Origin of the sequence: Caenibacillus caldisaponilyticus (assembly GCF_002003465.1) — a bacterium.
Lineage (GTDB): Bacteria > Bacillota > Bacilli > Bacillales > Sporolactobacillaceae > Caenibacillus > Caenibacillus caldisaponilyticus.
The window spans coordinates 16764-29991 of sequence record NZ_BDDQ01000059.1; the positions used below are offsets into that span (position 1 = coordinate 16764).

A 13228-nucleotide genomic window follows, 5' to 3' on the forward strand; every position below is an offset into this window, starting at 1 on the left:
ATACGCCCTTCTACGAGCCGGACGGGGCTTCGCCCAAGTCCGGACGGACGACGCGGCGGGATTCGCTCGCGGCTTTTTCACGGGAAGCCTGTTCGCGCACCGCATCTCCCAAGCCGAAAATGTCGATGAAAGCGGCCAGCTTCGCTTCGGCACCGGGCTCGGCCGCGTACTCTTTCACGCGTTGGATCGGATCCCGAAGCAGCTGGTTCACGATGCTTTTCGTATGTTTGTTGAGCACCTTGCGTTCGCGTTCGGTCAAATCCGGAATTTTGCGCTCGATGCTCTTCATCGTGTCCGCCTGGATGGCCAAAGCCTTTTGCCGGAGCGCGGCGATGACGGGAACGACGCCGAGTTCCCTGACCCAGCGGTTGAACGCCCGGATTTGCTCTTCGATCATGACGGCGATCTTTTCGGCGGTTTGTTTCCGTTCTTCAAGGTTGGCGCGGACGACGCCTTCGAGATCATCAATATCATAGAGGAAAACGCCCTCAAGATCGCCGACCGCCGGCTCGACATCCCGAGGAACGGCGATGTCGACAATGAAAAGCGGTTTTCCCTTTCTCGCCCGGCTGACGCGGTTCATGTCCGCCGCGGTGAGGACAAAGTCTTTCGCCCCCGTCGAAGCGATTAAGATGTCGGCTTCGCTGAGATGTTGATGGATCTCAGTAAGGGGCGCGGCCTGGCCCTGAAACCGAGCGGCGAGTTCCTGCGCCTTTTCGTACGTTCGATTGGCGACCGTGATGCTTTTGGCCCCGCGGCTCCGCAAATGGGTGACCGCGAGCTCGGCCATTTCTCCGGCGCCGAGAATCAACACCTGCTTGTCTTTCAAATCCCCAAAAATTTTTAAAGCCAATTCGACGGCGGCATAGCTCACCGACACGGCATTGCCGTCGATCATCGTTTCGGCGTGGGCGCGCTTGGCGACGGTGATCGCTTCTTTAAAAAGTTCATTAAAAAAAGTGCCCGTCGCTCCGACCGACTGCGCCTTCATAAATGCGTCGCGGACTTGTCCGAGAATTTGGGTCTCGCCGATGACGAGCGAATCGAGCCCGCACGCGACATGAAAGAGATGGCGCACCGCCTCTTCGTCCTCTTTGACAAAGAGATAACCGTCGATGTCGTCCCTGCGGACGCCGAACCAATCGCATAAAAAAGCCTTCGCATAATAGCGTCCGGTATGCTGCTGATCGCTGACGACATAAAGTTCGGTGCGGTTGCACGTGGAAACGATCACCGCTTCAAAAACACTTTTTTGGTTTTTGAGCTGAATGAGCGCCTCGTCGAGCTCCGCCTCTTGAAAGGCCAAGCGCTCTCGGATCTCCACGGGTGCCGTTTTATGATTCAACCCGACCGCTAGAATGTGCACGTTTGGTCACCCCGATCTGTTGCTCCTCATTACAGTATACCACGAAAACGGAAACGGCCGTCCGAAAAATGTGAACAGTCGTCGAAACGAGCTGAACGACCGGACCGTCATCAAGAACAAGAAAAATGAAAGAATAAAACCGGTCATCAAATGAGATTTCATCTAAAATAATAAAGAAAACCTTGATGTTTGCCAAATCATGTGCTGTGATAAATGAGGGAAAAAGCTTTTCCCCGCGGAGCCGGTCCGCCGAGTTCGGAGGTATCGACAGAAATGAAACAACAGAACGCCTTTATCGGAATCATCCTTGTCGGTTTCGGCATCTATTTTTTATTGGATCAATGGCATCTTCCTTATTTGGAAACCTTTCGCCATTGGCCGACACTCCTCATTATTATCGGTGCCGCCCTTTTTATTCACGCGATGCTCGCTAAGGATTACGTCAACCTTTTCCCGGCGGTGATTCTCATCGGCCTCGGCATCCATTTCCATTTCAAAGACGTTTGGCCGTGGTGGCCGGATGGTTGGGCGGTCTACACATTGATCTTCGGTCTCGCTCTCCTCGTTCGTTACTATAAAGAGCGGAAGGACGGCCTTGTTCTCGGCCTGTTTTTCACGGCCATTTCCCTTTTAAACTTTTTTTATGCCAGCTTTCAAACGGTGACGCATCGGCTCATCGACGCCATAGGGAACATGTGGCCGCTCGCCTTGATCGCCATCGGGTTTTATTTCATAATCGGCAAGAAAAAATAGGATGACCGATACGCCCCCGGCGCCATGTGCGGGCGGCGCCCTCCCCGGCCGGGCCGCTTGCCGCCGCTTCCGCCACGGGTTCTTGACCTTATGCCTACAACCGTATGGAGCATACCCCTGAAAACGGTGCTTTTACCGGACGCTGCCTGCACAAAAAACGCTTGGGCTTCATTGGCCCAAGCGTTTCTCGATTTCGTTCCACAATTCATCTTTTCCGGCGCCGGTTTGCGAAGAAAAAATTACGATGGGAACGTCCGCTTCGATCCGCAGCGTTTCTTTGATGATTTTGACGTGTTTTTGTTGGCGGCCGCGCGGCACCTTGTCGCTCTTGGTCGCGACAAGGATGGCGGGAATTTGATAGTATTTGAGAAACTCGTACATTTGGACATCATTCGCCGTCGGCGGGTGGCGGAAATCGACGAGCTGAACCACGGCGCGAAGCCGCTCGTTGTTCGTGAAATAATCGTCAAGCGCTTTTCCCCACGCCGCCCGGTCTTTCTTGGAAACGGCCGCATAGCCGTAGCCCGGCACGTCGACGAAATAAAAGGCATCGTTGACGCGGTAAAAGTTTAATGTCTGCGTTTTTCCCGGCTTTTGCGACGTCCGGGCGAGGTTTTTGCGATTCAACATCCGGTTGATCAAGGACGATTTTCCGACATTTGAGCGTCCGGCAAGCGCGATCTCCGGCAGGCCGTCCTTTGGCCACTGCGCCGGATGGACAGCGCTGATGATGAATTCGGCGCTGCGAATCTTCATCGCGCCTCACCGTTGAGGGCGTATTTCAACACTTCATCCAAGTGGCTAACTTTAATGAACGTCAAGTCGTTCCGGACGCTCTCGGGGATATCCTCTAAATCCCTATCATTCTCTTTCGGAATGATGATCGTTTTCAACCCCGCACGGTGCGCGCTCAGCGTTTTTTCTTTCAAGCCGCCGATGGGAAGCACCCGGCCGCGCAGGGTGATTTCCCCGGTCATGCCGACTTCTTTCTTCACGGGGCGGTTCGTCAATGCCGAGACAAGCGCCGTCGCGATGGTGATGCCGGCCGACGGCCCGTCCTTGGGCGTCGCGCCCTCGGGCACATGGATATGGATATCATTTTTTTCATAAAAATCTTCGGGAATGCCGAGCTCGGCCGCGCGCGAGCGGACATAGCTGAACGCCGCCTGCGCCGACTCCTTCATCACGTCCCCGAGCTTGCCGGTGAGAAACAGCTTTCCTTTTCCCGGCAAAATCGACACTTCGATGGAAAGCGTGTCCCCGCCGAAGGGCGTGTACGCGAGCCCGGTCGCGACGCCGACTTGGTCTTCGGTCTCGGCCTGTCCGTAGCGGAAAACGGGCTTTCCGAGAAACTTTTCGATCGTTTTCGGGGTGACGGTGACCGTCTTCTGCTCGCCGGTGACGATGCGCTTCGCCGCTTTGCGGCAGATCGAGGCGATGCGGCGTTCGAGATTGCGAACGCCCGCTTCGCGCGTGTACCGGCGGATGACGTAGAGGATGGCTTCGTCTTGGACGCGCAACTGGCTTTTTTTCAAGCCGTGTTCCTTCAGCTGTCTCGGAATGAGATGTTTCTTGGCGATGTGGAGCTTTTCGTCCTCCGTATAACCGGCAATCGTCAACATTTCCATGCGATCGAGCAGCGGGGCGGGAATCGTGGCGGCATTGTTGGCCGTCGTGATGAACATGACCTTGCTCAAATCGTACGGCTCTTCAATATAGTGATCGCTGAAGGCCGAATTTTGTTCGGGGTCAAGCACTTCAAGCAAGGCGGCCGCCGGATCGCCGCGGAAATCGTTGGACATTTTGTCGATTTCGTCAAGCAAAAACACGGGGTTGATCGTCTTCGCTTTTTTCATGCCTTGAATGATCCGCCCCGGCATCGCGCCGACATAGGTCCGGCGATGGCCGCGGATTTCCGCTTCATCGCGGACGCCCCCCAATGAAATGCGGACGAAATTGCGGTTGAGCGCCTTGGCGACCGAGCGGGCGAGGGATGTTTTCCCGACGCCGGGCGGTCCGACGAGACAGAGAATCGGCCCTTTTAACGAACGGGTAAGCTTTTGCACCGACAAATACTCCAACACCCGTTCCTTGACTTTATCCAACCCGTAGTGCTCTTCGTTCAAAATTTTTTCCGCATGGCGGATGTCAAGGTTGTCGGTCGTCTCTTCCTTCCACGGCAACTGCAGTAACCAATCGATATAATTGCGGATGACGCCGCTTTCCGCCGAACTCGGCGCCAATATTTCATAACGGTGCAGTTCTTTCAGCGCCGTTTCTTTGACGTGTTCCGGCATGGTCGATTTTTCGATTTTTTCCCGAAGCGATTCGATTTCGCTTTCCTTGGTTTCTTTTTCGCCGAGCTCCCTTTGGATGGCCTTCATCTGTTCGCGAAGGTAATATTCCTTCTGCGACCGCTCCATCGATTTTTTGACCTGCTGGCCAATTTTTTTCTCCAGGCCGAGCACTTCTTGTTCGTTCGTCAAGATGTGGATCAATTGCCGCAGCCGTTCTTTCACATCCAAGATTTCAAGCAGTTTTTGTTTTTCCTTTATCAACAGGGGCAAGTGGCTCGCGATGACGTCGGCAAGCCTGCCGGGCTCGTCGATGTCGTGAACCGTCGCCAAGGTTTCGGGCGTAATCTTTTTTGAAAGCTTGATGTATTCGGCGAATTGATCGACGGCGCTGCGCATCAACGCCTTCATTTCAAGGTCGTCGACGATTTCTTCATCCAATAGGGTCACTTCGGCTTCAAAATAGCGATCCGTCTTCGTATACGCGTCGATGCGGGCGCGCCTTTCGCCTTCAACCAAAATGCGGATCGTCCCGTTTGGAAGCTTCAGCATTTGCTTGATGGCGGACACCGTTCCAATTTCATAAATATCAGCCGGTTCCGGCTGTTCCACGGCCACTTCTTTTTGCGCAACAAGGAGGATTTTGTGATCTCCCACCATGACGGCTTCGAGCGCCTCAACGGATTTTTCCCGGCCGACGTCAAGGTGAAGGACAACCGTCGGATATATGAGCAGCCCGCGAAGCGGAAGAACGGGGATGGTTCGCTTTTTGTCTCTATCAGTCACTGGAACACCTCCAAGTGCGGATGGATTGCAAGAAAATCATATCATTCCCCTTTTTAAGTCGTCCAGCGGGGACGTTCGGCGCCTGGCCGCCGATTTTTCCACCGTCGTTCATGGTTTCATCCATCGTTCAAAGCGGAGAAAAACACGGACGATAAACGGAGGAAAGGGAACGCCCGCTCCGCCATCCGCTTCGAACAACGGGACCGGAGTGGGCCGAACGCTTATCTTATATCTGTTCGATCGCTTGAGAAGGCGAAAACGCCGGCACGGAAGGCAGATCCGCCGCTTCCGGCGCGAAGGCGAGTTGAAAGACATCGGTCAACCGGCGAACCGGGATGATCTCGATCCCTTTGACCGATTGGATCAGCGCCTGATGGTTTTCTTCCGGGATGATCACGCGCTTGGCTCCTGCGAGCTTCGCCGCTTCGATCTTGGCGAGCACCCCTCCGACCGGCTTCACCGCACCGTGAATGGACAACTCGCCGGTCATGGCGAGGTAAGGGTCGACCGGAACGTTTTTGATCGCCGAGTAAATCGCCGTCGCAATCGCAATCCCCGCGGACGGTCCGTCGACGGGAAACCCGCCGGGAAAATTGACGTGAATATGATAATGATAGCACCGAACGCCCATTTGATTTAAGACGGTGAGAACGTTTTCGACCGAACTTTTGACGAGGCTTTTGCGGCGGATGGATTTCGCCGACGTCCCCATCGTTTCTTCTTCGACGATGCCGGTGAGCGTCAAGTTCCCTTTCCGGCCCTTGGTCGCCGTCACTTCGACTTCCAGAAGCGCGCCCCGGTTCGGCCCGAACACGGCCAGCCCATTGACGAGACCGACGACCGGCACGCCGTGTACTTTTTTCTCGGGTTTCGGCTGCAATTGGCTGGAATAGATCACCCACTCGATGTCTTCGATCCGGATATACCCGGTTTTGTTGGACATCGCGAGGCCGGCGGCAATCTGCATGATGTTCACCGCTTCACGGCCGTTCCTTGAGTATTCGGCGATTTTTTTCAACCCTTCATCCGTTATGGAAAGCTGCAATTTCTCCGCCGCACGCTTGGCGATGATCTCGATGTCGGCGTTTTTCAATTCGCTGAAAAAAACTTCCAAGCAACGGGAACGGATCGCCGGCGGAATGTCTTCCGGAGAGCGCGTCGTCGCTCCGACAAGGCGGAAGTCGGCGGGCAGCCCGTTTTGAAAAATGTCGTGGATGTGCGGCGGGATCTGTGAGTTTTCTTCGCTGTAATAGGCGCTTTCCAAAAAAACCTTCCGATCCTCCAATACCTTTAACAACTTATTCATCTGAATCGGATGGAGCTCACCTATTTCATCGATAAACAAAATTCCGCCGTGGGCATGGGTGACCGCCCCTTGCTTCGGTTGGGGAATACCCGCTTGTCCCATTGCGCCGGCGCCTTGATAAATCGGATCGTGAACGCTGCCGATCAGCGGGTCGGCAATGCCGCGCTCGTCAAAACGGGCACACGTCGCATCCAATTCAATAAAAGCGGCTGACGGTTTGAATGGGGATTCGGGATTTTTTTTCGCTTCTTCCAACACCAACCGGGCCGCCGCGGTTTTTCCGACGCCCGGAGGCCCGTAAATCAACACGTGCTGCGGATTGGGACCGCACAGCGCGGCCCGCAGCGTTCGGATGCCGTCCGTTTGACCGACGATGTCATCTAACGATTTCGGGCGGACTTTTTCCGCAAGCGGCTCCGTCAAAGAGATGCTGCGCAACTTCCGGAGTTGTTCCATCTCCTTTTTGGATTCTTTATCGATGGAAATTTTCTGGGAGTGTTGGCTGCGCAGCAAATTCCAGAAATACAAGCCGATGATGATCCCGAAAAAAAGCTGTACAAACATTAACAGAGACGTCCAGTTCATTTGTTTGACCTCCCGCGTTTGCTTCTTGGGTTAGTATCCCCTGGGCGCAGGCGGACTAAACAAAAGAAACGGACGTCTCAAGGACATTCCGGCGGCCAAAAGAATATGCACATCGGCCGTCCGATCGGACGAAAAGCGGTGTGCGCGCAAAAGGCAGCGCATTCCGCGGCGCGACCGTTCACGAAAATGGCGCCGCCATCCTTCAGAAAAAAAGCCCGCCCTTTTTCTGGCGGGCGAGCGATCAATAGACGGGCTTAGGCGCTCTCTTTCGGTTTGATGCCGTTTTTGACCACCGTGCCGTCGTCCATGATGAGGGTCGGCGACATTTTGTCCACCACCGTCTCTTTGGTGATGATGCATTTTTCCACATCGTTGCGGGACGGCAGTTCATACATGACATCCAGCATGATGCTTTCGATGATCGAACGCAACCCGCGGGCCCCGGTTTTCCTTTCAATCGCTTGTTTGGCGATCTCCCTGAGCGCTTCATCCGTGAATTCGAGTTCGACGCCGTCAAGTTCCATCAGTTTTTTGTATTGCTTGACCAAGGCGTTTTTGGGCTTGATCAAGATGTCCACGAGCGCATCTTCATCCAGCTCTTCGAGGGTGGCGACGACCGGCAAACGGCCGATGAATTCGGGAATCAGCCCAAACTTCAGCAGGTCCTCGGGCAACACTTGCTTTAAAATATATTTGTCCGACTCGTTTCTCGTTTTCGTGTCGGCCCCGAATCCGATCACCTTTTTCCCGAGGCGGCGCTTGATGATTTGTTCAATGCCGTCGAACGCCCCGCCGCAGATAAACAGGATGTTGGTCGTGTCGATTTGGATGAATTCTTGGTGCGGATGCTTCCGCCCTCCTTGCGGCGGTACGCTCGCCACCGTGCCTTCCAAGATCTTCAACAGCGCCTGTTGGACGCCTTCTCCGGACACATCGCGCGTGATGGACGGGTTTTCCGATTTGCGGGCGATTTTATCGATTTCGTCAATGTATATAATGCCCTTTTCGGCTTTTTCCACATCGTAATCCGCCGCTTGAATGAGCTTCAACAAAATGTTTTCGACGTCTTCGCCGACATAGCCCGCTTCCGTGAGCGAGGTCGCATCGGCGATCGCGAACGGGACGTTCAAAATTTTGGCGAGCGTTTGCGCGAGCAAAGTTTTGCCGCTGCCCGTCGGACCGATCAAGAGAATATTCGATTTTTGCAGTTCGACGTCATCGTTTTTATGCCGCGTATTGATCCTCTTGTAATGGTTATACACGGCGACGGACAAACTTTTCTTCGCCGCCTCTTGGCCGATGACGTAATCTTCAAGGATTTCGTATATCTCTTGCGGCTTCGGCACGTCCTTGAATTCGACTTCTTCTTCAGCACCGAGCTCTTCCTCAACGATTTCCGTGCACAGCTCGATGCATTCGTCGCAAATATATACACCAGGACCGGCGACCAACTTGCGCACTTGATCTTGGGTTTTCCCGCAAAACGAGCATTTCAATTGCCCTTTTTCCTCATTAAATTTAAACATTTTTTCACCCCTAATTTCTGTCTTGTGAACACGGGCAGAAAAACGCGCGACATTCTTCATTTATGGCCAGCAGAAGCAAATGGCGGCTGTTTAAAATTTTTTAACGTCGATGCCGCGATATCACGGGCTTCCGCAATCGGACGGTTTTTCCGTCGGGAAGACCGCCTTGTCAGCCGTCCATTGCGAGGATTCGGAGTTTAAAGGATATCCATGATGCAGGCGGTTTAAACCCGCTCGAGTTTGAAGTTGCCCGCACCTTGATTCTTTCTTATAGAATACAGATTATCTCCTCCGAGTTCAATCAAAATACTCGAAAGCGGCGAGCGGCGGAAAAATTTATGTAGCGGTCGTGGGAATCCATCCCGCAGGCGCCTCCTCAAGAATAAGGATATGTATCATGAGCCGAGATCACTATGAACAACGCTCTGAACGGCGAAAAAAGGGGCGATGGTGAAAAGGGGAGCCCCTTCCGGCGGACCGGAAGAGCGCTCCCGATTATGAACTTGGCGCAGAATCAGGCGGGAAACAGACGCGCACGGCCGTTTTGTTCTCTGTTTTTGTTCAGGCCTTTATTCTTCGGCGGCTTCGGACGCCTCTTGATCTTGCTCAGCCGTTTTTTCCGCCTCTTCCTTTTTCGGAACGACGGTGCCGTTTTCCACGAGGAAATCGATGGCTTTGCGGATGCGCAAATCATTTTTCACCGCATCGCTGCCGCCTTGAATATCAAGCATTTGCTTGACTTGTTCGACGGAGAGGCCGAAGTTGTCGGCGGTTTCTTTGATGTCTTTTTCCACTTCTTCATCCGAAACCTCAATGTTTTCGGCATCCGCGATGGCTTCCAGGGTCAAGCTCGCCCGGACACGTTTTTCCGCGCTTTCTTTCATTTGCTCGCGCAAGCTTTGTTCATCCGTGCCGGTGATGTTGTAATACATTTTCATGGTGACCCCTTGAGCCGCCATTTGTTGTTCAAGCTCGCGAATCATGCGGTCGATTTCGCGCTCGATCATGACGTCGGGGACGTCAATCTCTGCGTTTTCGGCGGCTTTCTCGACGACTTGATCGCGTTGGGCATTCAGCGCCGCGGTTTCTTTTTGTTCTTTCAACTGATTTTTGATTTTTTCCTTTAATTGGTCAAGCGTTTCGACGTCATCATCGACATCTTTGGCAAATTCATCGTCAAGCTCAGGCAATTGCTTCACTTTGATGTCATGAACCTTCACTTTAAAAACGGCGTCTTTCCCCTTCAATTCCTCGGCGTGATAGTCTTCGGGGAAAGTGACGTTGATTTCTTTTTCTTCATTGGCTTTCATGCCGACGAGTTGGTCTTCAAAGCCCGGAATGAAGGCGTTCGATCCGATCTCCAAAGAATAGTTTTCGGCTTTGCCGCCATCAAAGGGCTTGCCGTCCACAAAGCCTTCAAAATCAAGGACTACGGTGTCGCCTTTTTCAACGGTGCCGTCTTCTTTGACCGCGAGTTCGGCATACCGTTCTTGAAGGCGTTTGAGCTGTTCCTCGATTTCTTCGTCCTTCACTTCGGTGTCTTGTTCTTCCATTTCCAGGCCTTTGTATTGACCGAGCTTAACCTCAGGTTTGACGGTGACCTCCGCCGTAAAAACAAGGTCGCTGCCTTTTTCGATTTTTTCAATGTCGATTTGCGGTTGATCAACCGGCACAATGCCCGTCGCGTCAACGGCTTTCGAATAGGCTTCGGGCAGAAGAATATCAACGGCGTCTTGATAAAGCGATTCGACGCCAAAACGTTGTTCAAAAATTTTGCGCGGGACTTTGCCTTTCCGGAAGCCCGGGACGCTCACGCGTTTGACGACTTTTTTGAAGGCTTGATCGAGCGCCTTATCGAAACTTGCGGCATCCACTTCGAAGGTTAAAACGCCTTGGTTGCCTTCTTTTTTTTCCCATTGTGCTTTTACATCCATGTATTCTTACCTCCACCAACGATCTTCATTCTTTTTAAATAGGCGCACGGTTTTGGCCGGACGCATCTCCCGCATCCATCGTTCAAACCATGACAACCACTTCATTATAACATATCTATAAACTTTACAAAATTGCAATTCGGCGATTCCGGCGCGCCGGACGGATCCGTTCTGTGGCGTCCGCCGCAGGCTCAACGTTAAATCGGGGGAGCCGGTTCCGATTCGTTTTCGATCAGCGTCATCATCGATAGGGGCTTTTCGATATCTTCCGCATCGATGGAGAAACGCGCGGTGATCTCTTCGGATTCGACGTCCCGGCCGTTCAGCCGACTCGCGAACACAAAACTGGCCGCCGCCCAAATTTCGGCCACAGCCGGCACAAGCGGCAAGGGGAAAGCGGCAATGGTGAAATGATCCCACAATTCAGCGGCTAAATGAAACAGCGTTGGATTATCCGAAGCAAGGTTTTCTTGCAGTCGGCGGCGCACATCGGCGCCAAACGTTTCGTAAAAAAGCGGTTCGGACATATCCGCCTGGCAATGGGTGCCGAATTTTTCTACCTCAACCCGTCCCTTTAATCCGCGTTCTTTCAGTTCCGCGAGCATCACGCTTTTCAAGACGGGATCGCCTTGCGGATGAAGCAAATATTTCCGATATAAGCGCTCAACGATCGCCAGCTCCCGCTTGCGCATTTGATAAAAAGCGCGCCATTGCTGTTCGCGCGAACCCTTAAAAAGTTCGGTTTCATCGCTTTCTTGCGCCGGTTTTTTTTGGTCCTCACGATGTTTTTCATCCAAGCGCCTTACGGCAAACGCGGCCAATTGCATAAGATGTTGCCGCAAATCGGTCGGCACGTCACTTTCCTCGAGGACGGCACGAACGAGGGCGACGACTTCTCGATATTGTCTCAATTGGATTAAAACCGTTATGTGCAACTTCAGGACGTCGAAATAGTCGCCGATGCCTTCCTCCATCATTTTTTTCGTCAATTCGACCGCTTCTGTGTACCGTCCCAGTTCAACGTAACATACGGCGAGCCCGTATGCCGCCTGGGGATTCTGTTCGTCGATATCGGCCAATTGTTCAAAAAGTTCCAAAGCACGGACGTGTTGTTTTTGCTTTAGGGCGTCGACGGCTTTCTCCAAGAGCCGCTCTTGAAGATGCGGAAACGGTATGATTTTAGCGCCCCCGCCCCGTGGCGAACTTTGCTTCACGTCACAACGCCCCTATCCGAGATGTTTCTTCAAGTGTAGCAGGTTCTCTGCAACAAGACAATTCACAAATCACCCATTCACGTTAGACATCCGGCGGATGAAGGCGACAGACACAAGGCCTCCACCGTTATTGTATCGGTTGACGGAGCGGTTTCACCAGACCCGCAGGAAAGATAAATTTCGACGTCCACCGGCGCCATGCCGCGTACATGGACGGCGCTTTGCCAACGCCTGAGATCGGGCGCCGCGGCGAGCGGCTTTTTGGACAAAATAAAGGAGGGCAGAAAAACACCGGCCACCGGTCCCCATTCTGCCACAAATTTCTGCAAAAGTAAAACGCTTCCTTGCGTCTATCCAACGTAAGGAAGCGTTCTTGTATATCAGCCGCTTAAGCCTCCCTTGCACGGATCGGGGCGGCAAGAAGACGAAATGGCGTCCCAGAAGGGATTCGAACCCCTGACCGACGGCTTAGAAGGCCGTTGCTCTATCCAGCTGAGCTACTGGGACGTGATTTCAAGGCAGTTATTGGCGCTGGATTCGGCTTCTCGTCGTCCGCATCGTGCGCATGCTCCTCAACGAGGCCTTGCCCGATGCGTACGCTGATGTCCATTCATGGCGCCTTTTCGGACGTGCTCTATCCAGCTGAGCTACTGGGACGTGGTTTCAAGGCAGTCATTAGCGCTGGATTCAGCTTCTCGTCGTCCGCATCGTGCTCAAGCTCCTCTACGAAGTCTTGCCCGATGCGTACGCTGATGTCCATTCATGGCGCCTTTTCGGACGTGCTCTATCCAACGAACGGCTTGAACATGGTGAAACAATTGATGCAGGACTCAAATCAATTGAGAAAAAAATAATGGAGCGGGTGATGGGAATCGAACCCACGACCAGAGCTTGGGAAGCTCTTGTTTTACCACTAAACTACACCCGCACAGCAGTAACGACAATAAAAAATATAATAGATTCCCTTTCGTTTGTCAACCGTTCGATGAATCGGTGTTGTTCGTCTGTGATATTGTCATATTGTAACGCTTCAGTGAAAATGTCAGTATGAGACAGGAGCGAATTCCATTGAGCAAAAAAGAATTGAAGCGTTACAAAGTCATTCGTCAATGGATCGAAGGGTATATCACGGGAAAACAAGCTGCCGAATTGTTATCGCTAAGTCTTCGTCAGGTTTATCGCCTCAAAAAACGAGTCCTTGAGGAGGATGAAAACGGAGTCATTCACAAAAACCGGGGGCGAAAACCTGCACATGCCTTATCCGAAGACATCCGGCAAAAAATCCTGAATCTCCGCCAAAGTGAAAAATATCGGCACTGCAATGATGTCCATTTCTCCGAATTATTGGCCAAACAGGAGGGAATCCGGGTCAGCCCTTCTACGGTCCGTCGAATCCGATGCCAAGCCAACATCCCGCCCAAACGGAAACGGCGCCCGGCAAAGGTTCACCGCCCGAGAGATCGG

The 13228-nt window shown here is 52.9% G+C and carries 10 protein-coding genes and 2 tRNA genes; 3 read left to right on the forward strand and 9 right to left on the reverse strand.

Translation table 11 applies throughout. The features are described from left to right. Positions 1-10: 10 nt before the first annotated feature. Positions 11-1366, reverse strand: coding sequence for a glutamyl-tRNA reductase (hemA, locus tag CCB157_RS14350; protein WP_077616565.1), 1356 nt, complete (start codon positions 1364-1366; stop codon positions 11-13). A gap of 273 nt (positions 1367-1639) precedes the next feature. Between hemA and CCB157_RS14355 the strand changes: the two genes are divergently transcribed. Next, on the forward strand, positions 1640-2119 hold the full coding sequence (locus CCB157_RS14355) for a LiaI-LiaF-like domain-containing protein (protein WP_077616566.1): 480 nt from the start codon (positions 1640-1642) through the stop codon (positions 2117-2119). A 168-nt stretch (positions 2120-2287) separates the two neighbouring features. Here the strand turns inward: CCB157_RS14355 and yihA are convergent, their stop codons facing one another. The 7 genes from yihA to CCB157_RS14395 all read right to left on the reverse strand — a co-directional run bounded on the left by yihA (position 2288) and on the right by CCB157_RS14395 (position 12271). After that, positions 2288-2875, reverse strand: a complete 588-nt coding sequence (gene yihA / locus CCB157_RS14360) for a ribosome biogenesis GTP-binding protein YihA/YsxC (RefSeq protein WP_077616567.1) — start codon at positions 2873-2875, stop codon at positions 2288-2290. Beyond that, positions 2872-5199 carry an endopeptidase La gene (gene lon / locus CCB157_RS14365; RefSeq protein ID WP_077616568.1) on the reverse strand — a complete coding sequence of 776 codons (2328 nt, stop codon included), beginning with the start codon at positions 5197-5199 and terminating at the stop codon, positions 2872-2874. Before lon ends, yihA begins: the two co-directional genes overlap by 4 nt. Positions 5200-5425: 226 nt before the next feature. Next, on the reverse strand, positions 5426-7090 hold the full coding sequence (gene lonB, locus CCB157_RS14370; protein ID WP_077616569.1) for an ATP-dependent protease LonB: 1665 nt from the start codon (positions 7088-7090) through the stop codon (positions 5426-5428). A 254-nt stretch (positions 7091-7344) separates the two neighbouring features. Continuing rightward, a complete protein-coding gene (clpX, locus tag CCB157_RS14375) occupies positions 7345-8616 on the reverse strand; it encodes an ATP-dependent protease ATP-binding subunit ClpX (RefSeq protein WP_077616570.1) in 1272 nt (423 codons plus the stop codon). A gap of 569 nt (positions 8617-9185) precedes the next feature. Further along, positions 9186-10550: a trigger factor gene (gene tig / locus CCB157_RS14380; RefSeq protein WP_077616571.1), complete on the reverse strand. Its 1365-nt coding sequence runs from the start codon at positions 10548-10550 to the stop codon at positions 9186-9188. Positions 10551-10747: 197 nt separating this feature from the next. Next, positions 10748-11764: a tetratricopeptide repeat protein gene (locus CCB157_RS14385; RefSeq protein WP_077616572.1), complete on the reverse strand. Its 1017-nt coding sequence runs from the start codon at positions 11762-11764 to the stop codon at positions 10748-10750. 430 nt (positions 11765-12194) lie between these two features. Next, positions 12195-12271: transfer RNA gene (locus CCB157_RS14395), tRNA-Arg, on the reverse strand. 83 nt (positions 12272-12354) lie between these two features. Between CCB157_RS14395 and CCB157_RS17400 the strand changes: the two genes are divergently transcribed. Then, the gene (locus CCB157_RS17400) at positions 12355-12618 is read left to right on the forward strand and encodes a hypothetical protein (RefSeq protein ID WP_143287074.1); all 264 of its coding nucleotides are present in this window, start codon (positions 12355-12357) and stop codon (positions 12616-12618) included. On the opposite strand, the gene CCB157_RS14400 is transcribed toward CCB157_RS17400, so the two are convergent. Beyond that, positions 12619-12692: transfer RNA gene (locus tag CCB157_RS14400), tRNA-Gly, on the reverse strand. Between the two features lie 140 nt (positions 12693-12832). Here CCB157_RS14400 and CCB157_RS14405 point away from each other — a divergent pair. Further along, positions 12833-13228, forward strand: a 396-nt coding sequence (locus CCB157_RS14405) for a helix-turn-helix domain-containing protein (protein WP_143287075.1), incomplete at its 3' end; no start/stop codon positions are given.

Coding starts and splice junctions, on each gene's coding strand:
- CCB157_RS14355 (WP_077616566.1), top strand. CDS start 1,640: ATGAAACAACAGAACGCCTTTATCGGAATCATCCTTGTCGGTTTCGGC.
- yihA (WP_077616567.1), bottom strand. CDS start 2,875: ATGAAGATTCGCAGCGCCGAATTCATCATCAGCGCTGTCCATCCGGCG.
- lonB (WP_077616569.1), bottom strand. CDS start 7,090: ATGAACTGGACGTCTCTGTTAATGTTTGTACAGCTTTTTTTCGGGATC.
- clpX (WP_077616570.1), bottom strand. CDS start 8,616: ATGTTTAAATTTAATGAGGAAAAAGGGCAATTGAAATGCTCGTTTTGC.
- tig (WP_077616571.1), bottom strand. CDS start 10,550: ATGGATGTAAAAGCACAATGGGAAAAAAAAGAAGGCAACCAAGGCGTT.
- CCB157_RS17400 (WP_143287074.1), top strand. CDS start 12,355: ATGCGTACGCTGATGTCCATTCATGGCGCCTTTTCGGACGTGCTCTAT.